At 43.0% G+C, this 24681-nt stretch carries 15 protein-coding genes and 1 pseudogene; 10 read left to right on the top strand and 6 right to left on the bottom strand.

The genetic code is table 11. The annotated features are described in order from the left end of the window. Nucleotides 1-14 precede the first annotated feature (14 nt). From GCHA_RS02590 to GCHA_RS22980, 5 genes are all read left to right on the top strand, one after another. The gene (locus GCHA_RS02590) at nucleotides 15-2930 is read left to right on the top strand and encodes a type I restriction endonuclease subunit R (protein ID WP_007984720.1); all 2916 of its coding nucleotides are present in this window, start codon (nucleotides 15-17) and stop codon (nucleotides 2928-2930) included. Nucleotides 2931-2983: 53 nt separating this feature from the next. Continuing rightward, entirely contained in the window at nucleotides 2984-4267 is a 1284-nt protein-coding gene (locus GCHA_RS02585) for an ImmA/IrrE family metallo-endopeptidase (protein WP_007984718.1), read from the top strand. 434 nt (nucleotides 4268-4701) lie between these two features. Continuing rightward, on the top strand, nucleotides 4702-5352 hold the full coding sequence (trhA, locus tag GCHA_RS02580; RefSeq protein WP_007984716.1) for a PAQR family membrane homeostasis protein TrhA: 651 nt from the start codon (nucleotides 4702-4704) through the stop codon (nucleotides 5350-5352). A 225-nt stretch (nucleotides 5353-5577) separates the two neighbouring features. Beyond that, nucleotides 5578-6642 (top strand): XrtA/PEP-CTERM system-associated ATPase, encoded by a 1065-nt coding sequence (locus GCHA_RS02575; RefSeq protein ID WP_007984713.1) that lies wholly within the window; start codon nucleotides 5578-5580, stop codon nucleotides 6640-6642. A gap of 223 nt (nucleotides 6643-6865) precedes the next feature. Further along, entirely contained in the window at nucleotides 6866-7024 is a 159-nt protein-coding gene (locus GCHA_RS22980) for a hypothetical protein (RefSeq protein WP_162470239.1), read from the top strand. A gap of 168 nt (nucleotides 7025-7192) precedes the next feature. Here GCHA_RS22980 and GCHA_RS02570 read toward each other — a convergent pair whose 3' ends face one another. Next, nucleotides 7193-8044, bottom strand: coding sequence for a LysR family transcriptional regulator (locus GCHA_RS02570; RefSeq protein ID WP_007984709.1), 852 nt, complete (start codon nucleotides 8042-8044; stop codon nucleotides 7193-7195). A 142-nt stretch (nucleotides 8045-8186) separates the two neighbouring features. Between GCHA_RS02570 and gcvT the strand changes: the two genes are divergently transcribed. The 3 genes from gcvT (at nucleotide 8187) to gcvP (ending at nucleotide 12842) form a co-directional block, all read left to right on the top strand. Further along, complete coding sequence (gene gcvT, locus GCHA_RS02565) at nucleotides 8187-9266, top strand: glycine cleavage system aminomethyltransferase GcvT (protein WP_007984707.1); 1080 nt, start codon at nucleotides 8187-8189, stop codon at nucleotides 9264-9266. Nucleotides 9267-9338: 72 nt separating this feature from the next. After that, a complete protein-coding gene (gene gcvH, locus GCHA_RS02560; protein WP_007984705.1) occupies nucleotides 9339-9728 on the top strand; it encodes a glycine cleavage system protein GcvH in 390 nt (129 codons plus the stop codon). 204 nt (nucleotides 9729-9932) lie between these two features. Continuing rightward, a complete protein-coding gene (gene gcvP / locus GCHA_RS02555; RefSeq protein ID WP_007984701.1) occupies nucleotides 9933-12842 on the top strand; it encodes an aminomethyl-transferring glycine dehydrogenase in 2910 nt (969 codons plus the stop codon). Between the two features lie 731 nt (nucleotides 12843-13573). On the opposite strand, the gene GCHA_RS02550 is transcribed toward gcvP, so the two are convergent. The 3 genes from GCHA_RS02550 to GCHA_RS22295 form a co-directional block, all read right to left on the bottom strand. Continuing rightward, nucleotides 13574-14878, bottom strand: a complete 1305-nt coding sequence (locus GCHA_RS02550; RefSeq protein ID WP_007984699.1) for a hypothetical protein — start codon at nucleotides 14876-14878, stop codon at nucleotides 13574-13576. Next, complete coding sequence (locus GCHA_RS02545; protein WP_153810697.1) at nucleotides 14875-16701, bottom strand: hypothetical protein; 1827 nt, start codon at nucleotides 16699-16701, stop codon at nucleotides 14875-14877. The genes GCHA_RS02550 and GCHA_RS02545 overlap by 4 nt, the downstream gene beginning before the upstream one ends. A 182-nt stretch (nucleotides 16702-16883) precedes the next feature. Then, nucleotides 16884-17813 (bottom strand): hypothetical protein, encoded by a 930-nt coding sequence (locus tag GCHA_RS22295; protein ID WP_007984695.1) that lies wholly within the window; start codon nucleotides 17811-17813, stop codon nucleotides 16884-16886. 527 nt (nucleotides 17814-18340) lie between these two features. Between GCHA_RS22295 and GCHA_RS23300 the strand changes: the two are divergent. After that, nucleotides 18341-19048: pseudogene (locus GCHA_RS23300) on the top strand (transposase). A 213-nt stretch (nucleotides 19049-19261) separates the two neighbouring features. On the opposite strand, the gene GCHA_RS02535 reads toward GCHA_RS23300, so the two are convergent. Further along, complete coding sequence (locus GCHA_RS02535) at nucleotides 19262-20860, bottom strand: putative bifunctional diguanylate cyclase/phosphodiesterase (RefSeq protein WP_153810696.1); 1599 nt, start codon at nucleotides 20858-20860, stop codon at nucleotides 19262-19264. A gap of 438 nt (nucleotides 20861-21298) precedes the next feature. On the opposite strand from GCHA_RS02535, the gene GCHA_RS02530 reads away from it, so the two are divergent. Beyond that, nucleotides 21299-22564, top strand: coding sequence for a histidine kinase N-terminal 7TM domain-containing diguanylate cyclase (locus GCHA_RS02530; protein ID WP_007984685.1), 1266 nt, complete (start codon nucleotides 21299-21301; stop codon nucleotides 22562-22564). A gap of 252 nt (nucleotides 22565-22816) precedes the next feature. Here GCHA_RS02530 and GCHA_RS02525 read toward each other — a convergent pair whose 3' ends face one another. Then, complete coding sequence (locus tag GCHA_RS02525) at nucleotides 22817-24349, bottom strand: serine hydrolase domain-containing protein (protein ID WP_007984680.1); 1533 nt, start codon at nucleotides 24347-24349, stop codon at nucleotides 22817-22819. Between the last annotated feature and the right edge of the window lie 332 nt (nucleotides 24350-24681).

The raw sequence follows: 24681 nt of genomic DNA, 5'->3' as shown, positions 1-24681 counted from the left end.
AACAGGGAGTGAATGTGGCCTATCAGTCGGAACAAGAATTAGAAAATAATCTGGTAAAGCAGCTCAGTAATGGCGCTAATGGCATGAGCGGGTTTGAAGTTGTTACTATTACTGACGTAAATGCCCTTAGAGCCAATCTTAAGCAGCAGCTTAGTAAGTTAAATGGATTTGACATCAGTGACAGCGAGCTAAAGCAAATACGCAATGCGCTGAGCAAAGGAAACGTATTTGATAAAGCCAAAATATTACGTGACCGACTGCAAATTAATAAAAATGATGGCACAACAGGTTATATTCGCTTTTTAGACGATGATTTTAATAAAAACCACTTTCAGGTAACCCAACAGGTAACCGTTGAAGGGCGTTATAAAAACCGATACGACGTGACCATTTTGGTAAATGGCCTACCGCTGGTACAAATAGAACTTAAACGCCGTGGTCTTGAGTTAAAAGAAGCCTTTAACCAAGTTAACCGTTATCAGCGCCACTCATACTGGGCTGAAGATGGCTTGTTTCAATACGTGCAAATGTTTGTGATTTCTAATGGTGTAAACACTAAATATTACGCCAACAACCGCAAACAAAGTTTTAAACAAACCTTTTATTGGGCTGATACACATAACGAACGTTTTACCGAATTAACTCAGTTTGCTGCGCAGTTTTTAACGCCGCAGCATTTAACCGAGATGATCACCAAGTATGTGGTGTTAAACGAAACCGACCGCGTGTTGATGGTGATGCGTCCTTATCAAATTTACGCCACCGAGGCGATCATCGCGCGAGTAGCAGAGCGAAACGCGTTAAAAGCAAAAGAGCAGTCGATTGACAAGCTTAATGGTTATATTTGGCATACAACTGGGTCGGGTAAAACCCTTACATCTTTTAAAACTGCGCAGCTATTAACAGGCGATAACCAAATTCACAAAGTGGTGTTTGTGGTTGACCGCAAAGACCTAGATTATCAAACCAGTAAAGAGTTTAACGGCTTTGCCAAAGGTTGTGTTGATAGCACAGACAACACCAAGCTGTTAGTTGATCAGTTTACTGATGCCCCCATCCCAGCTGACAAAATTAATGAAAGACGCAACACTAAGCTAATTGTTACGACCATTCAAAAGCTTAACAATGCGATTAGCCACAAACGATTTGCAAGACGCATGGAGCCAGCCAAAGACAAAAATGTGATATTTATTTTTGATGAGTGCCATCGCAGTCAGTTTGGTGATACCCACCAAAAAATCAGTGCATTTTTTACCAGCCACCAAATGTTTGGTTTTACCGGAACCCCCATATTTGTAGAAAACGCAGTAAGTAAATTTTCGCGTAAGTTCACTACCAGTGACTTATTCCATAAGCCTTTGCACAAATACACCATTGTGGATGCGATAAAAGATGAAAACGTACTCAAGTTCAACGTTGAGTATGTAGGGTGCTACAAAAAGAAAGACTCAGCCAATGAAATAGATATTGATGTAGAGGGTATTGATACCAAAGAGTTGATGGAATCCGAGGGACGGTTAAATAAGATTACCGACTACATTATTGCCCAGCATAATCGCAAAACTCACAGCCGTGAGTTTACTGGGATGTTTTGTGTATCCAGCGTGCCAGCGTTGATTAAATATTATGAGTTGTTTGCCAAGAAAAAAGCAGAAGGTAAACACAATTTACGCATAGCCACTATATTTTCGTACGCTGCCAATGAGGAAGACCCCGATGCCGATGGCTTAGGCGAAGTCGAGCTGGGTAAAGTAGCTGAAGCAAGTGCCGTATATAGCCATAGTCGCGACAAATTAGAGCAATCTATTGGTGACTACAACAAAATGTTTGGTTGCAGTTACACCACAAAAGACAGCGAGTCGTATTATAACTACTACAACGACATATCTAAGAAAGTGCGCGAACGTAAAATTGATATCCTGTTAGTAGTGAATATGTTTTTAACCGGGTTTGACAGTAAAACTCTGAATACCTTGTACGTAGACAAAAATCTTAAATATCATGGTTTGATTCAGGCGTATTCGCGCACAAATCGTATTCTTAACGAACAAAAGTCACAAGGTAATATCTTATGCTTTCGTAACCTTAAAAAGCGCACAGATGAAGCCTTAGCTCTGTTTTCGAATAAGGATGCGAAAGATACGGTGATCATGCCACCCTATGAGGACTTTATTAAATTGTTTAATAAAGCATTCGGCGCTTTGTTGATGATTGCTTCTGATCCTGACGAAGTGGATCAGTTAATCGATGAAGAACAAGAACTTGAGTTTATTAAAGCTTTTAGAGAATTAATGCGGCTCAAAAATATACTCAGTACTTTTGCTGATTTTTCTTTTCAAGATGTACGAATTGATGAGCAAGAGTTCGAAGACTTTAAAAGCAAATATCTCGATTTATATGACAAGGTAAAATCCAACAATGCTAAAGAAAAGGTCACGATTCTCGAAGAGGTCGATTTTGAGCTTGAGCTATTGGCAATGGATGAAGTTAATGTCACCTACATCCTGAAGTTAATTAGCAACCTGAAAAAAGCCGACAACGAAGAAGAGTATCAGTATCAGTACAAAGCGTTAATGCAGACCGTTGGTGGTGATCCAAACCTACGTAGTAAGCAAGAGCTGATAGATAAGTTTATTAAAGAAAACTTGCCCAATGTTAAATCTGCCGAAGAGGTAGACGACGCCTTTGAAGCATATTGGGAAGTTGAAAAAGAAAACGCGACTAAACAAATAGCTGATGAAGAAAACCTTGTACCAGACAGGCTCAAAGAAGTCGTCGAGCGCATGATATACAACAACCAAGATCCGCTGCGTGAAGATATTGTCAGCACTATGGAAAAGCCACCAAGTGTGTTGCAGCGTAAACAAGTTATCCCCAGACTAACTGAAAAGTTCAAGGATTTTGTGAATACCTTTTATGGGGGAATTTAGCCAATAAGTCTTAATAAGAGCATTAACAGGGACTTAATTTTCCAAGGACAGTCATGACAAAATCACTAATCGATACCATAGTAAGGCGTATATTAGACCAAGATGCTTCCGCTTGTTTGTGCTTGTCAGAAAAGCGTGAAGAGTTAGATAAAGAAACTTTGATAACGCGTTTCATGGAGCAAGATGAAGCCGAAAGACTATCGCTCTTAAAAACAAACCTTCGCCCGATTATCACTCAATACCCAGCTAGTTTACTTTACAGTATTTGGTGGAATTCGCCTCTAGGTATTGATGACGTATCATCGCGATTAGACTTAGTGGCAGAATGTGAATTGCCAGTTATGGAAATTGATGACTTTCTTACTGATTGCACCTTCAATATAGAATCAGAGACCGTTAATGTTGTAGCTGACGCTATGATTTCAAAAATTGAAGATGAGTACCTTATATATGAACAACAAAACTCAAGTTTTGTACATATAAAGCATGAAGAACTAAAGGAAACATTTGACTCTTTAATCAACCTCACCGCCACCTATAAAGGCTCCAAGCGATTTTTAAAATTTCTTAATTTTACTACCAAAATCAAAAATTACTCTGCTTTTAACGTTGCTCTAATTCATGCGCAAAACCCAAATGCAGAATATATCGCAACGCATACCGACTGGGCTAAAAAACACAATAGAAAAGTAAAGCCTAATGCTAGACCAATGATAATTCTGGCACCATTTCACCCAATATTAATGGTGTTTGACATAAACGACACGCAAGGTGAGCCTCTACCAAATCGATGCTTTTCAGCTTTCTGGGCTGAAGGATATCAACCTTATGAAGAGCTTGAAAAATTGGCAGTGTATTTGGTTAAATTAGGTGTCGAAGTCAGCTACGAAGACTTAAATAAGAACCTAGCTGGCTCTATTTCAAGACGAAAAGATAAACAGTCAGAGTACCGGATAGTAATAAATAAAAATCATGATATAGCTGTAAAGTTTGCAACGGTTATACATGAACTTGGACATTGGTTATGTGGTCACTTGGGACAGTGCAAGGGCGTACCAGACAGAAACTTTTTAGGCATCGACCAAAGAGAGTTTGAGGCCGAGTCTGTCTCATTTGTAGTTTGTAAGCGATTCGGAATCAGGAGCAATTCAGAAGAATATCTAGCTGAATATGTTGGTAAGTATTCTCTGATACCTTCTGAAGTTTCAATTGATTTAATTTTAAAAGCAGCTTCAAAAATAGAAACGATAATTAAGTCTGGTAATTACAATTCCACACTTGAAAATCTGCATAAAGACACTGGCCAGCAAGCAACACAATTAGGCTTTAAATTATAATCTGAGTAAGACAATGAAAAGAACACTTTCCTATTTGTTTGCAATACCTATACAAATTGGGGATTAAGGGTAGAGCCGTATTTATTGGAGGAGATAAGGCTTCTCGCCGTAAATAATAAAATTTCTCTATCCCCAGAGCCGCTTACTTAGTAAAGCAGCTTTACATATTATCTGAATTTAATTAGATACCTTACTATAAATTAAGGCTCTAGGAGAGCGTTAAGGATCGATTACCTTCACTCATGCAAAAAACGACAAATCTTTCCTGTAGGCCCTAATTTTAAAGAGGTTCACGCATTTGGACGAAAGGTCAGTGAACCTAAATTTCACAAGCACCGGGATATTTGAACTAAAAGAGACTAATAGACTCTTCAGTGTACAACTGTTCGCTGAAATACTACTATCGTCTGGTCATTTAACGCTTAGGTTCTCATATGCAGCAACAAGTACCACCCACAATTCATTTAAAGCCCTACACAATAGTTGAAGAATGGCTCAATGCACTTAGTCATGGGATAGGCTGTGTCGCGTCGATTGTCGGTTTAGTGTTCTTACTTTCCCGCGCAGCAGATACCTTAGCGCAAGTGGCGTCGATTATTTACGGCGCTTCTATGATCGCCATGTTTCTTTCGTCGACGCTTTACCACGCCTTTTCTGCACCAAAAGTGAAGGCTGTTCTTAAGATTATCGATCACAGTGCTATTTACTTATTAATCGCTGGCACCTACACACCTTTTATGTTGCTAGCCGTGGGCGGCTGGGTAGGGGTAATTGGTATTTCACTGATTTGGGGCTTGGCGGTAATTGGGGTCGGCTTTAAATGTTTAGCGTCTGGGCGGTTTCCGAAAATATCCGTGGCAACCTATTTATTGATGGGCTGGCTGGCGGTGTTTTTCATTTATCCTTTGTATATGTCACTGCCCAGTGAAGGGCTCTGGTTACTGATTGCGGGCGGCTTGTGCTACAGCGTAGGTGTAATCTTTTATGTGGCGAAGAAAATTCGTTACACCCATCCGATTTGGCATGTATTTGTGACCGCTGGGTGTATTTGCCACTTTTTCTCGATTTATTATTATGTGGTGTAGCTTATTGCCGCGCTGGGTCGCTTATTAATATTGAGCAGCAGTGCTCGGTCGGCGATTGAATGAGTTTGCTGATAAAGAGCAAAGCCCAGCATGAGGCAATGCTTTAAATGATTTAGGTTAACTTTCTAAGCCTTTATCTGCATAGACGTTGCTAAGACTTACCCTGATAGCTTAAGCTAGAGCCAAATTTGCTTGAGCAATTCGCCCAACGGACCCAACGCTTTTATGTACGAAAATTATTACGGACTTAACTCTAAACCTTTTCAACTGACACCAGATCCGAGCTTTTTCTTTGCCAGTAAATGGCACAAGCGAGCCATGTCTTACTTACAATACGGGCTGTCTCAGGCTGAAGGGTTTATTGTTATCACAGGTGATATTGGCACGGGTAAAACCACCATTGCCAATAGTTTACTGGATGCCATGGAAGCCGGCATCGTTGCGGCGCAAATTGTTACGCCAAAACTTACCCCTGATGAGCTGGTGAAAATGGTCGCCAGTAAGTTTGAAATTCCGGTGAAAGGCAGTACCAAATCAGATATTCTCGGCGATTTAGAGCTATTTCTTACACAGTTGCACCAACAGGGTAAACGCGCCTTATTGCTGGTGGACGAAGCACAGAACTTACCTCTAGAAACCATTGAAGAATTGCGCATGCTGTCGAATTATCAAAAAAACGGCAAGCCATTACTACAAAGCTTTTTACTCGGCCAAGAAGAGCTGCAACCTATATTACGGGCACCGAATATGGAGCAGTTTCGGCAGCGTATCGTGGCCTCTTGTCATTTGTCACCGCTAACTGAGGACGAATGCCAAGCGTATATAGAGTATCGAATGCAACATGCGGGTTACGAAGGTAATACGCTTTTCTCAAGCGATGCGTACGACAAGATATTCGTTTTTACCCGCGGCGTACCGCGCAAAATCAACACCCTAATGGACCGTATTTTACTGTATGGATTTCTCGAAGAGCTTGAAAGTTTTGATGAAACCGCTGTTGAAGCCGTTGTCAAAGAAGTGGCCGACGAGATGTTTTTACCTGATAACAAGGTAGCAGATGACCAAGAAACACAAGCCTCGGGAGATGTACAACCAGCCGCAGCGACGAACGCTACAGGAGAGGCTGCGCCTAACGTTTTAAAAGATGTGACCTATTACAAAGCAATGTTAACTGAGCTCACGGACGCCCTCGACGATGCCATTAGCCACAAAATAAAATTAACCCGCTACATCGATAAATTGCTAAAGAAAAAATACAAAACCTATGTGCGTTTAAAATCCGACGACTAGCTTTCGCTAAACGGTGAGTAAAATAACCGCTGCTTAGAACAACTCTGAACTATTCATGACGTTAAGTTGTTAATATTTCGTAAAAAAAGAGGAAATTGAACTAAAAGGGTATTATATTATCCAATATGTTGACGGGGTTTGCTTTACACCGCGAGTGCGTTGAATTTTTTGACCGCCTTGCCGATAAGGTAATACAGCAGAGGGTAATATGATGAAGCACGGTATGTACAACAGAAAATCAGAGCAAGATGAATCAGGCGTATATCAAGCACTAAAAGATCGCCGCAAAGCCTATTATCACGGTAAATATAACCGAGAAGTTTTTTCAGTAGTATTGCTGGTAGCCTGTGTCGGAATGTTCTTATTGCGTTCAGGAGTTTAGCGTTTTTAGTGTCACTAAACCTACAACTCCTGAGACCGCTTAAGGCAGTAAAAACCGCATTAAATTAAAGCAGCAAAAACCGCAACCATACGGGCATCTTTTGTATTCAATCACAGAGTCTTACTAAGCCTTTAATTTTCCAATTTTCCACTTTCCTATCCTTGCTTGTTACATCTCTCCCAAACGCGACTTAATAAATTCCGCTAATTTTTCACTTGCTTGCCAATAGCGCTGTGCTTGGTTAAATAACGCAATTCGAATTTTGCCTAAATCGGGCAGTATTTCATGGCGAATAATCATCAAATCTTTTGGCACACTGCTTCTGGCCAATGCCGTTATACCCAACCCTTGATTGATGGCAGCGGTAATCCCCGCCAGATCGGCATTGGTATACGTAATGCGCCACTGAGTTGTTTGTTGTTTTAAGGCTTGGATCACGCGACTGCGATACATGCAGCCATCGGGTGCCAATACCAAGCTTAAGGTGTTATTGGCAAAGTTTTGATTTCTGTTGCCGACCCAAACGAGATCATCATCAAGCAATAATTCGCCATCAATGGTTTGGTTATGCGGTAGCAAGGCCATGATCAAATCAAAATCTTGGCGTTGGTTTTCATTCAATAAAGACTTACTCAGGGCCGAGGTCACTTCTAAAGATACATCAGGGTATAGCTTACTAAATTCACCCACTATGCTGGGCAACAGCGTGGTGGCAAACTCGCTGGGTATCCCTAAGCGCAGCCGCCCGCGAATTGACGCAGGCTCAAACTGACGAAAAATATCATCGTTAATCGCCAGCATGGCTTTTGCTTGATGATACACGCTCAGGCCGTCGTGATTCACTTCGTGACGCTGACCCGCTTTACTGAACAGGCGTTTATTGAGCTGTGATTCTAAGCGCTTTATTTGCAAACTAATGGCCGGTTGAGAGCGCCCAAGGTATTCCCCTGCTTTAGCGTAACCGCCCAAATCAATCACAGTCACAAACGTGCGTAAGTTATCCAAAGAAAGTTGCTTCATTTTTCGCCATATAGATTAGCTAACCTGATGAAACTGATTCTATACATAAGTAATGTTAATGTAAGCATTAATATTTTCAATTTGTTGTGACAAGTTTCGCTACCTATACTGGCAATCACGTTAATCAAAACAGATAAGTCACATGCCAAATAAAACGGTTTTGCACAGTAAGCACCTTGAATCAGGCGCTAAGATGGTTGATTTTCACGGCTGGGAAATGCCAATCAATTACGGCTCACAAATAGAAGAGCATCACGCTGTGCGCCGCACTGCTGGTATGTTTGACGTATCTCATATGACCATAGTAGATGTTGTTGGCGAGCAAGCCCAAGACTACCTTCGTCATTTGTTAGCTAACGACGTAGCTAAACTAAAAGAGCGCGGTAAAGCACTTTACAGCGGCATGCTGAACGAAGAAGGCGGCGTGGTTGATGACTTGATTGTGTATCATTTTGAAACCACCAATTATCGCTTAGTGGTTAATTCTGCCACACGCCAAAAAGACATGGATTGGCTAAATGGCCAGGCTGAAGGCTTTGACGTGACCATTACTGAGCGCCCTGAATTCGCTATGATCGCCGTTCAAGGCCCACAAGCCAAAGAAAAGGCCGCGTCCTTATTCTCATCAGCGCAAAATGAAGCCGTCGTCGGTATGAAACCATTTTTTGGTGTACAAGCTGAAGATTTGTTCATTGCGACCACAGGTTACACAGGTGAAGCGGGCTACGAAATCATGGTGCCTAACGAGCAAGCAGCAGACTTTTGGCAGAAGCTATTAGACGCTGGCGTTGTTCCTTGCGGGTTGGGCGCACGCGATACTCTGCGCTTGGAAGCAGGCATGAACTTATACGGCCAAGACATGGACGAAACCATTTCGCCACTTGCTGCCAATATGGGCTGGACCATCACCTGGGAGCCAGCAGAGCGCAATTTCGTTGGTCGCAAAGCACTAGAAGCACAAAAAGCTGCCGGTACAGACAAGCTAGTAGGCTTGGTTCTTACCGAGAAAGGTGTACTTCGTCACGGTCAAGCCGTTAAAGTTGAAGGCGGCGAGGGCGTTATCACCTCTGGTACGTTTTCCCCAACACTTGGTCACAGTATTGCTATGGCGCGAGTACCTGCGTCTGTCGGTGAAACTGCACAGGTGGAAATGCGTAAAAAGTGGGTTACAGTAAATGTGGTTAAACCCAGCTTTGTGCGAAATGGCAAAAGCGTTTTATAAAAAATCAACTGGCGCGGCAGTGCTTTGTTGCTGTCGAGCTTGAGCTAACGACTTCAAAATTTAGGAACAACTATGAGCAATATCCCTTCAGATCTACGTTACGCCACCACTCATGAATGGGTTCGCCCTGAAGGCGACGGTACTTTTACTGTCGGTATCAGCGAGCATGCCCAAGAGCTTTTGGGTGATATGGTTTTTGTTGAATTACCAGACGTTGGCGCCACGGTCAGCGCAGGTGACGACATCGCGGTTGCTGAATCAGTCAAAGCAGCATCAGATGTTTACGCGCCAATTGGCGGTGAAATTGTTAGCGTTAATGAAGAGCTAGAAGATAGCCCTGAACTTGTTAACTCTGACCCATTCGGCGACGGTTGGTTGTTCCGTATCAAAGCAGACGATGCACAAGAAGTTGAAGGCCTGCTTGACGCTGAAGGTTACGAAAACAGCATCGAAGAAGAGTAAATATTCGTTAAAACAAAGAGCAACCTTGGGTTGCTCTTTGTTGTTTTAATAACGGTTGTTCTTCATGTTTCTAAGCAGTGTTGGTGCCTTGCCAACGGCAACATAGGCTAGCACTGCCCCTTGTACCACCAAATATATTATTTAAATCAAGACGTTGTTCTTTGATTTAGGTCACTCACGTTTTAAGGAATCGGTAAGCCAGTTATGCCACATGCTAATTTTTCCCTTTCGCAGTTAGAGCAAACTCAAGATTTTATTCGTCGCCATATTGGCCCAAGTGAAGCTGAAATGGCTGACATGTTGGAATGTGTTGGTGCCGAATCATTGGACGATTTAATGCAGCAAACCGTGCCTGAAGGGATCCGTTTGCCAGAAAGCCTAAACGTGGGTGAAAGCCAAACCGAAGCGCAAGCCTTGGCCTATTTAAAAACGGTTGCCAGCAAGAATCAGGTGAACCGCTCGTACATCGGTATGGGGTACAGCGATACCCTTACACCTAACGTTATTTTGCGTAACGTGCTTGAAAACCCAGGTTGGTACACAGCGTACACGCCATATCAGCCAGAGATTGCCCAAGGTCGCCTACAAGCGCTGCTTAATTTCCAGCAAGTGACCATTGATTTAACCGGTATGGAGCTCGCTTCTGCTTCATTGCTTGATGAAGCCACCGCAGCAGCCGAGGCTATGGGCCTTGCCAAGCGTGTATCGAAAAATAAAAATTCTAATTTGTTTTTTGTGGCTGACGATGTGCACCCACAAACGTTTGATGTTATTCAAACCCGTGCTGATATGTTCGGTTTTGACGTTGTTGTGGGCAAAGCGGCAGATGCTGCCAGCCACGACGTGTTCGGGGCATTACTACAATACCCAGGCACCACAGGTGCAGTAAATGACCTAACCGACATCATCGCCGAAGTACAAGCAAACAAAGGCATAGTGGCGGTGTCGGCTGATATTATGAGCTTGGTATTACTTAAAGCGCCAAGTGAAATGGGCGCAGACGTTGTGCTTGGCTCTGCTCAGCGCTTTGGTGTACCTATGGGCTATGGCGGCCCACACGCGGCCTTTTTCGCGACGCGTGATGCTTATAAACGCTCACTTCCTGGGCGTATTATTGGTGTGTCAAAAGACACCCGTGGTCGCCCAGCCCTGCGCATGGCGCTACAAACTCGCGAGCAACACATTCGCCGTGAAAAGGCCAACTCAAACATTTGTACCGCTCAGGTGTTACTAGCGAATATGGCATCGTTCTACGCTGTGTACCACGGTCCTGACGGCCTAAAAACAATTGCTTCACGCATTCATCGCTTTGCTGACATTCTTGCTGCCGGTATTTCGCAGCATGCCGACAAAGGCCTGAGCCTAGCGAATAACACTTGGTTCGATACCATTACTGTTAACGTGGGCGATAAAAAAGACGCGATTGTGGCAGCGGCTCATAGCGCGAAAATGAATTTACGTACCGACATCGAAGGTGCTGTGGGTGTCAGCCTAGATGAAACCACCACCCGTGATGACATACAAAGCTTGTTTAACGTGTTGCTAGGCGATGACCACGGTATCGACATTAACTTACTTGACCAGCAAATAGTGGCTAAGGGCAGTCAATCTATTCCTGCTGAGCTAGTGCGTACCAGCGATATTTTGACTCACGAGGTGTTCAACAGCTATCAGTCAGAAACTGAAATGCTGCGTTATATAAAATCACTAGAAGACAAAGATTTAGCGCTTAATCACTCGATGATAAGCCTTGGCTCATGCACCATGAAGCTTAATGCCACCGCTGAGATGATCCCGGTTACTTGGCCTGAATTCGGTAAATTACACCCATTTGCGCCAGTTGAACAAGCACAAGGCTACAGCCAAATGCTCAGCGAATTAAGCGAATGGTTGCTAGACATCACAGGCTACGATGCGCTTTCAATGCAGCCTAACTCAGGGGCACAAGGCGAATACGCAGGCCTTATCGCTATTCAGCGTTATCACGAAAGCCGCAACGAAGGGCACCGTAATATTTGCCTTATCCCAAGCTCAGCACACGGTACGAACCCAGCGTCTGCGCAAATGGTCAGCTTAAAAGTAGTGGTCGTGAAGTGTGATAATAACGGTAACGTCGATTTAGCCGATTTACGTAAAAAAGCCGAAGAAGTTGCCGACAACTTGTCTTGCGCCATGATCACCTATCCATCAACCCACGGCGTATACGAAGAAACCATCAAAGAAATGTGCGACATAGTGCACGAATTTGGTGGGCAGGTTTACCTAGATGGCGCGAATATGAATGCACAGGTGGGTATTACGTCACCAGGGCATATCGGCTCTGACGTATCTCATTTGAACTTGCACAAAACGTTTTGTATTCCACACGGTGGCGGCGGCCCAGGTATGGGGCCAATCGGGGTTAAATCACATTTAGCGCCGTTCTTACCGAACCACAAAGTCATCGACACAGGCAACACCAGTGCCGGTAACGGTGCGGTATCTGCCGCGCCATGGGGCAGTGCGTCTATTTTACCTATCAGCTACATGTACATCAAAATGATGGGCAGCGCTGGGCTGAAAAAGGCGACCGAAGTAGCAATTTTAAACGCCAACTACATCGCCAATAAGCTAGACGGCCACTACAACGTATTGTATCGCGGGCGAAATGGCCGCGTAGCACACGAATGTATTATCGATTTGCGCCCCATTAAAGAAGCATCAGGCGTAACAGAAGTCGATATCGCCAAACGCCTAAACGACTATGGCTTTCATGCACCGACTATGAGCTTCCCAGTAGCGGGCACGCTGATGATCGAGCCAACAGAGTCAGAAGCTAAAGTCGAACTAGACCGTTTCATCGAAGCCATGGTGTGCATACGCGCAGAAGCAGCAAAAGTAGAGTCAGGTGAGTGGAGCGCAACAGACAACCCATTACACAACGCACCGCACACCCTAGACGATATCTGCGACGCCAACTGGGATCGCAGCTACGATCGCCACACAGCGGCCTACCCAGTCGCCAGCGTAGCGAAAAACAAATTCTGGCCTTCGGTTAACCGCATCGATGATGTGTTCGGGGACCGTAATTTGATCTGCTCTTGCCCTAGTATTGAGAGTTATATAGAAGAGTAGGGGTGCTACGCTTAAAAGCATGCGCTTCGCTTACCGCCATCCATGGCTTTTTCTCCCAGCATCCATGCTGGGAGACATACTTTTCTTCTACAGCTAAGAAAAGTAGGCAAAAGAAGCCGCGCTCCAGCCAATTCTCGATTCATATTTAAAATAGACTTAAATGCCAGAGCGGCGAAAGGTAACATCCATGTAAAGCGGTTCGCCTTGCCCTGACGTCCATGTCAGGCCATCTGACAAGTCTATTTAAAATCTGGAAATTGGAGTCGCTGTAAATCAAAAGCATGGTTTTGCCATACAAGACGGTGTTTCTTTCTCTTAAGTTGAGATTTTTAGGATTTATTTGAAGAGCTACAGAGGCTTGTGTGACAAGTTTGGGGGCAGTATTTTAAAATGACTCTGACCCCTTTTATTTTCTGACCCCTTTTATTTTTAATCGCTGTCTAATTTCTTTATTCATAGAGCCGTATTATATTGAAACGATCTATATGAATCACACATCGCAATATAACTCAAAACTAACGGACAAATTGCAATGGCGGAGTAAACTACGCACGCCATCTATTTACACCGTTTTGTATGAGATTGCTCTGGTCACTCATATAAACTGACTTTTTAAAAATCATCACGTAAGTACCTCTCGGCAACCCTCTGAGCAGTTTGCTCAGAAAGCTGTGGTGGATTCCGATGCTTAGTTTTACGCACAGAACTGATTTCGATAAGCGTTGTAGGTACTAGCTCCAGCGTTTTGGATTTATTAGCAACACATATTCTTCCAGCGTCAACGGTGTTCCTTTCGGGAGCCCAAAGTTATCTCGCCAATTGTCAAGAGCTACTCGAGTGGCCAAAGACATGGTACCGGTAACCTCTTCACTACCCAGCCCCAAAATCTCCTGCACTTCGGTTAACCTTGTTGCATCTAACAATTCCTCAAATGAAGCACTCGAAACACCTACACTTTGGGCACCCGCAACATTTGGCCTATTAATATTCATGCTCTCACTCGCGGAGCTCCCAGTACTGGTGTCATTGGGCCGAATTGATGAGCGAACTGAAATCATAAGACGAAGAAAATTCAACCAATAACTTGTACCCAAAGACACTGCCACGCCGGTAATTAGACAGCCCATTAGCCACAGCAATGTGCTGTCTTTTTCATCAACACCTTGAGTGGTATCAGTGTCTTTTTCTGCATGCTGGGTGGATACTCTTTCCAGCAACTCGGCCAAATTGTTATTCAAGTCGCGCAAGGCCACGTTGCTACCAAAATTAGCCATATCATTATTGAACGCTCGGATACTTTTAGAAACATCCACCAAATATTCTTTTGTATTATCCGGCGCTTCACTTTTATGAGAAGAGGCCTGATTTATGGCTTCCGCAACTAAAGCATTACGTAAAACTCCATCGCTTTCGAGCCGACTGGTATATTCAATCGTGCTTACATCCATACTCACGGCCAAAACAGTGCCAATGATGAGCAAAGGCAACTGAGTACGACGTTTGAATGAACCAGACGCTCTTTCCATCCCATCGGCATACCAAGCAGCGATGTGCTGCCTGAATTCACCGATAGAATCGCTTTTATCTAACAATACCGCTAACACCGATCTGATGGACTCTTGTTGTGGTATTAGCCTTATCATCTCGGCATAGCCCACTACTGATGCTTGGTGGGGATACCTTTCACCTAAAACCGCAAGTAACGCGTCGGCAAAATCTTGCGGTTTTAAGTATGCCGGCCCCGACGCGGCAATTTTAAACCTTGCAGCACTATCTATCCGAACAGATTTTTTTGCAATTATTGGATGGGCAAATAGTTCTTTAGTTAACTCCCCAATAATTATCCGCCCGTTATTTCTTTGGTCAATTAATTGAGCTACCGCTCTTTTAAGAAACCTTGCGCGCTCGCGTGTGACGCTGTAAAGCGACTCCAACAAATAGCTTGCGATTACACTTAGACTAAAAAAGATAAACGCAAGTCCGATAATGACATCTATGATGCCAACACCAAAAGCAACTTGAGTATCCCCGCTCATCGGTCATCTCCCGATGGCTCCAGTGCAAATAGAGTAGGAGTGAGTTCAATCAGGTCATATAGGCCACTTTTTGTTGTTAGTTTTCCTTTCAGAACGGTATATGAGGTTTTATCGAGCGCTTGGGTATCTGCATCTGTCCAAGGCGTACTCGCGTCAAATGATGCCTCATTAAGCTTTTCTGCGAGATACTTTTTAAAAGTCTTGAAATATAGTCTCTTTAACATGACACGAAAGTCTTGAGGCTTGCTTACAGTAGTAACAGTTCCTTCAACTTCCTTATTGAGAAAATCAACCTCAGATTGACCGAGCGGATCGCGGCTCACTTGATCGATCGGCTTGCTTTCTCTCATAATTCTGGTGTGCAGCAATAACAAACCAGACTCATTGAGAGCCCCCATTGGGATAAAAGGGAAAAGGGAGTTGATATTGTTTAAATGCTCCTTAATCGTCGTTTCGTTACATCCTAACGTTGGCAGAGCGTCACTGGGTTTCAGCAATAAAAGAAGTTTGCGAAGCCCATTTAGAGTATCTTCACCGCACTGCCCATCGAGGTTTTTTGCATCCGGTTCACCAAACAAATTGAAACGTTGCAGCGACAACTGAACATTGCACACCGAATTTTCTTCGTTTTCAGGTTTCTCACAAAATTGTTTCTCATCATCAGGTCCAAGAGGATTAGGGCCTTGAGCCTGCTGAGGTTGCTCAATCACCTTAACCGTAACATACTGTTTTTGATCTGTGTCATCCGATACGGAAATAGAGTAATTACCTAATTTTAGCTCACTGCCCACCGCTTTAACTGTTACGCGGGCACCGAAATGTTCAGACTGTTCTATTGAAACCCCCGGAATAGCTTGGTCAGCTTTCGCAGAATACTTTTTGCTTCCACCACCTATGGTAAATGTCTCAACAAAATCTATCCCTTTGACAAACACAATCTCTGGCCTTGAGACACTGAGAGGTCTTACTACATCGACCCCACATCCCTTTAATTTTTCATCTGAATATGTATTGGTAACGCTACCAATCATAGATTCTAATTCAAAAGCTGCAATATCCAGTGCAGCTAGCGCTACTTTTAAGTGAGTTAGAGCTTCTATAGCTTCCTTTGAGCTTGTTTGGCCCTGATCGCCGTCTCGGTCGAATAGTTCATTTGAGACTTCCCCCCCAATCGCATCAATCGAAGTAAACAAAGATTGCCCTGGAATTTCGATAAAACCGCCGGCTTGAACGACTAAGCCTTTAATCGTCTCACGCAATGTAGCTATATCTCGCTGCCCTTCAATGAGCCCAGCTAAAACTTTATTGTTAATATCATCAACGGTTACTTGTAGGTTGCTGCCCGCTGATTGCACTTTTCTTTGTAAAATATCGCCGTTTTTATAGATATTTTGTGCAGTCGCAATCTGCCCCTTGGCATCTGCTAGGTTTTTCTCAATCACCAAGTTTAGTGGTGAGTTGAGGTTGCTTTGTTGGAATAAAATGACCGTCGAGTATAAAGCCTGTACGTTACGAAGCTCTGCAAACAATGCTGCTTTTTTGTTTGAAACATCACTTATTTGAATTCCTTGAAGTGGCACGACAGCTTCCACGGCACAGGTAAGTGCTCTTGCGCCCAGTGCATAGAGTTTGGTTCGGTCACCATCAGAAAGCCATTGGGCTGCACTCAAGCCTGTCGCACCAGCGATAGTGCCTATGGTGAGTAAATCATCAGACCTATCGATGATGGTGTCGGCACCAATAGCTCCCGCCAAAATCATAGTCGCAATGCCCAGCTCACCTAAATCTTTATTCTCAGCTTGAATTTTTTTAATGTAATCCATTCTGACTGCTCGGGCATAACCTACTGCCTGCGGCAAAGTTATTGAATCAGTCGGTAAGGTTGAGTAGTCATCATAGTACTTGGTTAGCGGCTCGTACGGATCCAGCATGGCGCAACTCCACAGCGCCGAGCAGACTATACAAATGATTACTTTTTGATACGTTCTCATTCTTAAATTCCTTGTCATAATGATAATTCGTAAGCTTTTTCTATGATTGTATTTGGGTACGCATAATTTCCGTTTTCAAAAGCCACAATTGCCTTAACCATTGCAGTTTGAACGGCTATGTCTTGAACATTAAGAATGTCTGACGTTTTAATTCTCAGCCGGACTGCACAAAAGTTTGCGTATCCATATGTATGATTACCATCAGAGGCCGGAGCCCAACGAGAAATGTAATCAAATAGGGTTTTACAGCCTTTAGTTTGGTAGTTTCGTAATAAAATAAAAATTGCTCTTAGCCCCCATTCGGGTGCAATAAACACACAAAATCGACGCTCTTTTTTTTGCTCTTCGTTCATGTGAGCCACTTCTGCTAGCCCTTTCCATCTGTCGCCGGTAACCACTATATTGCCGGGATTGTGGTTTCTAATACCTCTAAATATTGGCTGTATTCGTTGATCATCGTCATAAAGAGACTCAGAGTCACACTGTTCCGTGTCTTCTCCGTGCCCCCAGTACCTCATGATGTTTTTGCCATACGCCTCAATTTCAAAACTTACACCGGCTTCTGGCCGCTTATGCCACCCATCTTTGTGATCGCCCCAATGCACTATCTCATGCAAAATAGTAGACTCCACGAGAAGTTGAGCATCAGAAAGGGCATAATCTGCTTCGAATCGCTGCGCTATTTCACGCTCTAAATATATGTGGTTTGGTTTTGAACGACTAAAACGTCCGTTAATTCCTACTCCGAGCGATTCAACAAGCAAAAGTGGACTGTCTAATTCCCAACCAACAGCCACGAGTGCTTCTAGCGTTGAAAAATCACCAAACTTGCGAAAGGCAGACCATTTTTTGTTATTATTCGAGAGACGATTACGTAGGTGCTGTCGCACAAAAAACGCCAGCCTTGGGAAAGAAAAGATATCTTGAGTTAGCATCCTTGGCATAAACTCGCCCCGCAAAAAACACTGTAAATTACCAATCCATTAGAAAAATGCCATTGCTAACTACGAAGGGCTAGAACCCTAATTAAATTCAAAGAATTTAGATTTGTCAAATTTTTAAAGTTTTAACAGCCTTTCCTTAACAATCGGAGTATAAGAAAAATTAACGCTATGTACTACTACCCACTGTGTCAGCTGTATTTAAAGCTAGTTGCACATGTGTCAAATGGATAGTTTTCAAAAGTCAGTGAAGTAGTTGTCGTCAATATAGGCAATTGAACTGGTCTTTGGTACTGAAATACGTAATGAGAGATGTGAAAGCCCTGACCTTAACATTTTGCATATTCAAGTGGTGGTATGTTTTTGCGCTTCATGCGCCATAATAGAAGTCGCGTTGAATGGTATAGTCGCTGAATGCCTCAATGCCTGTTGGTGTTCGAAGTGAAGGTGAAAATCAAAGGGGGGCAGAGACGATGGTATTCAAGTTTAATCATCTACACTTAGGATATTTTTTATTTTAGGGTACGAAGATGGCGAGATTACCTAGATTGAATCTACCGAATATACCTCAACATGTTGTTTAGCGTGGCAATAATCGTCAGGTTTGTTTTTTTCTGAACAAGATTACACGGTTTATCTCGATAAACTCAAAGACTACGCAAAAAAGTGCCATGTGAATGTACATGCCTTCGTTTTGATGACCAACCATGTGCATCTTCTCATGACACCCGAAACAGAAAAAGGTGTCAGTCAGCTTATGCAGTCTCTGGGACGGTATTATGTTATGTACATTAATAATACCTATCAACGTACAGGGACGTTATGGGAAGGGCGATATAAATCTACCTTAGTCGATAGTGAGAAAATATTTTTTGTTAGTGAGTCGTTATATTGAGCTTAATCCTGTAAGGGCTAATATGGTGGAGCATCCAGCGGAATACCCTTGGTCAAGTTACCACGGAAATACACTGAATAAAGACGTGGCGTTATTGTCACCTCATCACTGTTATCTATCACTTGGCGCGAATCAAGAAGCACGTAAATAGGCTTATAAATATCTGTTTAAACAGCAAATACCTGAACTGGCATTGCAGGAAATACGGGATGCAACATATAAAGCGTTGGTGTTAGGTGAAAATCGATTCAAACAGCAGATTGAGCAGCAAACGGGTAGAAGAGTAGTGCCATTAGCTAGAGGTGGTGATAGGAAATCCAAGAGTTTTAAACGCATAATATAAATCAAGGTCTCTGACCCTATCGATTCGATATAAAGTGATGCAAGTCATCCAGACTGAAAAAATGGTTTTGTTACTGAATATACTTATCACTGGGCGCTCATTGATCACTTAAGGCCCGCATTAAGCGGACTAAAATTGTGGGTTATACTAACAAGCGAAGCGACTGAGCCTGCGTGTTATTGTCCCAGCGAGCTAATTGAATGAAATGGGATCTTATTGAGTAGCCGCCCGATGAGAATCAGCAAATTCAAGAAACGATTCTCTTTTTAACGGCTTACTATAATAGTAGCCTTGGGCGTGATCGCAGCCCAGTGACTTAAGTAGCTGCCCGGTCTGGGCGTCCTCAACCCCTTCAGCAACAGTGCTACAGCTCAATTGTTTCGCTAAATAAATGGTTGATTTAACGATTGCCAAATCATCTTCACTTTTGAGGATGTTACTCACAAAAGAGCGGTCGATTTTTATCTGGTTCACGGGTAAGTCGCGCAATAGCGCTAACGAAGAATAGCCTGTACCAAAGTCGTCAATACTGAAGGCCAACCCTGTGTTTGCAATCTCCGCCATGGTCGTTTTGACCCTCGCTACATCTGTCATCATCGCGCTTTCTGTGACTTCTAACATCAGGGCATGTTTAGTCCAATCGCATTGACTGAATACCCCGTTAATATTATCCACCAAGTAAGAACTTTGCAGGTCTTTAACCGACAAGTTAAGATGCACGCATAAGCTCAAGTTTGTTTGATTGAATAAATGAATATCCTCTTTGACTATATTCATCACCCATTGGGTTATTTGGGTTATTAACAGGCTTTGTTCTGCGATTTTAATGAATTTATCCGGGGCGATATAACTTCCATCTGATTGGGGCCAGCGAATCAACGCCTCAGCCCCTTTCACGCTACCATCGGATAAGTCGATGATAGGTTGATACCAAAGTTCAAACTCTTCCAACGCAATAGCTTGCTTTAAGCGGGTCGCAATATCTAAGTTATCAGCTGCACTTGTTTCAAGTGCTGGCGAATAATGGGTAAAAGGGCTAGTGCTTTTCTTACTTTCATACAAAGCCAAATTCGCTTGGCCAAGCAGTATATCCGCAGAACGACCAAGCTTAGGGAAATCGGTTCCCCCTATACACGCGCTAACGCTAAGCTCGTGGTTTTCAATCTCGAAATTTTTGTCAATCGTGCTGTGAATCAACTGTGCGATATTGTCGATTTGGCTTGTGTTTTCACTTGTCGTCGTAGCCGATACTATGGCAAATTCATCACTGCCTAAACGATACAAGGTACACGTATTTGGCAGGTCTTGACTGATTTTTCGTCCTACCTGACAAAGCAGTACATCACCGAAATAATGGCCTAACCCATCATTAATTTGCTTGAAGTGATTTAAGTCGAGGATCAATAAGCCAAATGGCTCTTCGTTGGCAATATGTGCCTGCATGGTTTGCATCAAATACGCTCGGTTAGCCAAACCCGTTAAAGGATCATGTAACAAATTACTGCGTTCTTGGGCTGCAAGTTGGTTCAGTTTCACCATGCTTTTTAAGCTAAGCCTTGTCACTAAAAAGACAAAAAAGCCACCCGCCATCATGATTGCCGAAACAATCACATCCGCAGTATTAATCGTCATTTTTTGCACGAAATAATAGAAAACTCCACAGTATCCGAATACAAAAAATACGACTAGGCTGCTTAATACTAGCCATCCTAAATTGCTATCCGTTTTGTAGATATGATTAACAGGGCGAACACTGATCAGCAGAAAGACGCAGCCGCAAGTAATCATTAATACGGTGAAAAGATACAACACGACTGGTTCCTAGTAGCAAAATGGTATTGAGACAAGATGACGATAACATTCGCCAAACAACATGCTCAAAAGTGAGGCTTATATCTGAGTAATGTAGCCGATATTTAAGTAAAAAATTATAAATAAATTCAAAAATTAGAATAGTTAATTTGTCTCAAGCACTAAGTTAGGCCATTTTCCGACCATGTCACCCAATCCGTCGCTTAGTCTTCAACACTCACTTTCCACTAAAAACTTTCAATCATTAAGATCAAAAGTATCAATACTCTTCGTGACGTAGATGCGTTTTGCAAAGATTAAACATCCAAGGTGCATTTACTGCTAATATGCTTATAAAATGGTGGTGTGCGCAGTCTGTTACTATCTCACCTGTGGCGAAGAAAATACTTTGGCGCAAGGGTATATAATTCAACGGAGTTGAGGGGATGATAAAGTAGTATGGTTCAAGTATTTTCTATCCCCTTATTTATTACTGCCAGTATCTGCTTACTTCTAAGCTTCTTCTTTTTAATTTTATATTATCGGTTAACCTCTCGTCATGAAGAGTTGGTGCAGTACTACTTGATTTTCGCTCTTTCAGCTTTGACGAGTGGTATTTTTTTCAGTGCTTTTGCGGTACTCGTCAACTCAAGCGATAGCCTTACCTATCTGAGTATATCTAATCGAACGACCGTTATCGCGGCAATGTTCACCATAGTGTTGAGCCTGCATTTCTATGTTGCGTTTTTTCAATACAAAGCGCCCACGTTTTTGAAGTGGTGCTATGTAATCTGTGGTGCATTTTCCCTGTTGGCCGTGGTACCTAATCAATATTTTCTCCGTAATGCTTTTTACTCAACATCTCAATACTACACTGGCTTAAAATATGGGCCGCTATTCCAACTGTGGGGCGCGTGGATACTAGTGCTCGCCGCCTATTGTATTTTTATACTCGTGCGGGTGTTTAATCGCCAGCGCGTTAGAAAAGAAAATAGCAATACGAACACCGTTTTATTGTTGCTGATGGCAAATATAGTGTGGGTGATTACGGGTCTTTGCGATACATTCACAGGTATCCAAGTTATTGATTTACCGCCGCTGAGTTGGATAGGCTCGTTTTTAGTGACCTCCTGTATTGCGTGGGTTTTAGTCTTGCATATTGATAAGCTTTATGAGGACAGGCGCGTATTAAGTAACCGCCTCATGTATGACCATTTAACCCAAGCGTTCTCTCGTAGTTATTTGGAAATTCGTTTAACCGAAGCGGTCAACTTAATGTCACGAAGTGAGTTGAGTAGGTTATCGGTTTGCGTATTTGATATAGATGATTTTAAAAAAATAAACGATCAATACGGTCACGCTAGTGGGGATGCGCTCCTAACGCAAATAACTAAAATTACAAAAGAAAATATCCGTCAGTCTGACTGTATTGCCCGGTTGGGAGGGGATGAATTTGTGATCTTATTTTCCGATAAACAAGATGAAAACTTTGCCCCGGCCATTGTTGAACGTATTCGCAAAAACATTGCAAAAACACGTTTTGGCAAAGGTAACTCTTCATTTAATGCATCCTGTTCGTTTGGGATAGTCAGTGTTACACCAGCTCAATTGCCCTTAGCCGATTTACCAAATCAAATGTTATCCAGTGCTGATGAGGCGCTATACAGTGCTAAGCACAGAGGGAAAAATACCATAGGCATTGCTACTTTTAGTGTTTCGTCCTAATTGTACGTCGCTCTTAGTCATAACAATCAGTCGACACCGTCTGGTAATAACACCAGTCGATAAAGAAATGATAAAGACATATATGGTCACTCCCGTTTGCGCAACAGGTTTTCATTTTTCTTTCACAAACGTTTAAGTGTTACGTTGCCATAATCGGCGTTTTCCAAATAGCTTTTGCATCAATAAACTGACAAAGACAGCCATAACTAAAATTTCGTAATAATGATCTTCCCCTAACTTTGTAGACACTTTTTACTTAGAAACCGAAGTTTCAAACTCTTTCCTAACACCCCGAATATTACCATCCATCACAAGCGTCTTATCCGGCCCGTTTTCATCATCGCTTTCAAAATGAACACTACTACCATTCTTAGCAAAAAATCGTCCTTCACCTTCATGAAAATACCTTTCATTTTCGATATAAGGTAAAGCATTCAGCACAAAGCCATTTTTTGCTTCCCGCAGTACAATTTCGACATTAACGGGGTTAGTTACCACATAGGTTCCAATGTATTTATCTAGTTCCTTTTGGCTAATGGGCACTAATGTTTTAACCTCAGCTTCCGAGTAGCCCACGTCTAACGCTTCTTTTAAACGTATCTCTAGCTCTCTTATCAACTGCGTACCATTGTTACCGTTAGTCATAATGGCGTAGCCATTGCCGGTATCTAGCTCAACATATAGCTGAGACATAAACCCTGCATCTGCGCCACCATGGCCAAAGCCCAGAATTTCACCTTCTTCATCCATATTGATAAAAAAGCCTATGCCTACATTAGGCGCGTTATTGGTTGGCGTATTGTTGGTTAACATTTCTTGCGCAGTGGCTTGCGATATCCAATCTATTTTTTGCCCTAAGTACGCGCTACGCACGCTGCTTGCCATTTTCAGCATGTCTGATGGTGTACTCCACATGCCAGCTGCTGCAAGTGTGGCGTAAGTATGCGCGCCACCCTCTATTGGCACTCCGTCACCGTCATACGGCGTAGCCATATTGTTTGATAAATCAGATGATATGGGCTGTTCGAAGCCAGAGCGCGTCATGCCTAAAGGTTTAAATAAAAGCCGCTGTGACATAGTTGGCAAGGACTCGTTAGCTACATCTTGCAAGGTAAGTTGAGCGAGCGTAGTGCCGCCTCCTGAATAACGCATCTGCGTGCCGGGTTGAATATCAACAACAACGGCGTCGGTATTGGCAGGGGCTTTACCTTCTAACACTTGCTGCAAAGTAGGAGCCGGTTCACCGGCCGCGTAACCAGGAAAGCCATGCACTGTGGTGCCAGCGGTATGACTCAACAGCCTGCGTAATGAAACCACCTCTTGGGCAGTCCATTCATGTTCTGGAAGTTGCCAGCTGGTGAGTAAGTTGTTTACGTCTGTATCTAAATCTAGCGGGTTATCTTGGCGATATTTCATTAATACAGCGGCAAAGGCGGGTTTTGAAATACTCCCGGCTTGAAACACCGTGCCTTCATCAATAACCAACTTCGTCGTTAAGTCTTTAACGCCGCTTTGCATAGTCCAAGCTAATTGCCCATTTTTCATCAATGCGACAGACACCCCTGGCACATTATAATGCGCCTGTCTTTGTTCCAAAGATTGAAAATCAACCTCTTGCCCTTCAATACGAATACGTTCTGCTAGCCCAGTTTTCAAAAGGTTGGCTTCTTGTGATTCTTTAGCAGGAGAGGGGGAGAGCGGTAGGGTTTCAGGCTCTGCGCAGCCTAATAATGAAGCTAAGCAAAGTGAGAGTGTTAAAGAGGCGAGTTTCGTGGTTGATTTCATCTGAGTATTCCATTACGTAAGAGATCTCAGAGTACGTTTCTAACATTATTCCGTCAATTCCAACAATTTTATAAATCAGGTATTAAACAGCTACTCGTCTTCATCTTCTTTAATCTTCTTTCGCAAACTAGCCCGCCGCGTTTTATAAGCAACCTTTCTCAACATTTTCCTCGTAGCACGTTGTCAGTGTTTTCTCTCTCATTTCAAGCGCCATAGGTAAATCGCCAATTGTTTGGTTAAGTAAACATGAAAGCGCGTAATGTCAAAGCGATAAAGTGCACACCCATGCGCGTATATTGCCATGCACTCCCGACAGTTTGAAAATTAAGCTA

The sequence above is a fragment of the Paraglaciecola chathamensis S18K6 genome (assembly GCA_000314955.1).
Taxonomy (GTDB): Bacteria; Pseudomonadota; Gammaproteobacteria; order Enterobacterales; family Alteromonadaceae; genus Paraglaciecola; species Paraglaciecola chathamensis.
This window is presented reverse-complemented; position numbering and strand designations above follow the sequence as displayed.

Excerpts from the sequence above, each read along its gene's own strand:
- GCHA_RS02585 (WP_007984718.1), top strand. The coding sequence starts at position 2,984 with ATGACAAAATCACTAATCGATACCATAGTAAGGCGTATATTAGACCAA.
- trhA (WP_007984716.1), top strand. The coding sequence starts at position 4,702 with ATGCAGCAACAAGTACCACCCACAATTCATTTAAAGCCCTACACAATA.
- GCHA_RS02575 (WP_007984713.1), top strand. The coding sequence starts at position 5,578 with ATGTACGAAAATTATTACGGACTTAACTCTAAACCTTTTCAACTGACA.
- GCHA_RS22980 (WP_162470239.1), top strand. The coding sequence starts at position 6,866 with ATGTACAACAGAAAATCAGAGCAAGATGAATCAGGCGTATATCAAGCA.
- GCHA_RS02570 (WP_007984709.1), bottom strand. The coding sequence starts at position 8,044 with ATGAAGCAACTTTCTTTGGATAACTTACGCACGTTTGTGACTGTGATT.
- gcvT (WP_007984707.1), top strand. The coding sequence starts at position 8,187 with ATGCCAAATAAAACGGTTTTGCACAGTAAGCACCTTGAATCAGGCGCT.
- gcvH (WP_007984705.1), top strand. The coding sequence starts at position 9,339 with ATGAGCAATATCCCTTCAGATCTACGTTACGCCACCACTCATGAATGG.
- gcvP (WP_007984701.1), top strand. The coding sequence starts at position 9,933 with ATGCCACATGCTAATTTTTCCCTTTCGCAGTTAGAGCAAACTCAAGAT.
- GCHA_RS02550 (WP_007984699.1), bottom strand. The coding sequence starts at position 14,878 with ATGAGCGGGGATACTCAAGTTGCTTTTGGTGTTGGCATCATAGATGTC.
- GCHA_RS02545 (WP_153810697.1), bottom strand. The coding sequence starts at position 16,701 with ATGGATTACATTAAAAAAATTCAAGCTGAGAATAAAGATTTAGGTGAG.
- GCHA_RS22295 (WP_007984695.1), bottom strand. The coding sequence starts at position 17,813 with ATGCCAAGGATGCTAACTCAAGATATCTTTTCTTTCCCAAGGCTGGCG.
- GCHA_RS02530 (WP_007984685.1), top strand. The coding sequence starts at position 21,299 with ATGGTTCAAGTATTTTCTATCCCCTTATTTATTACTGCCAGTATCTGC.
- GCHA_RS02525 (WP_007984680.1), bottom strand. The coding sequence starts at position 24,349 with ATGAAATCAACCACGAAACTCGCCTCTTTAACACTCTCACTTTGCTTA.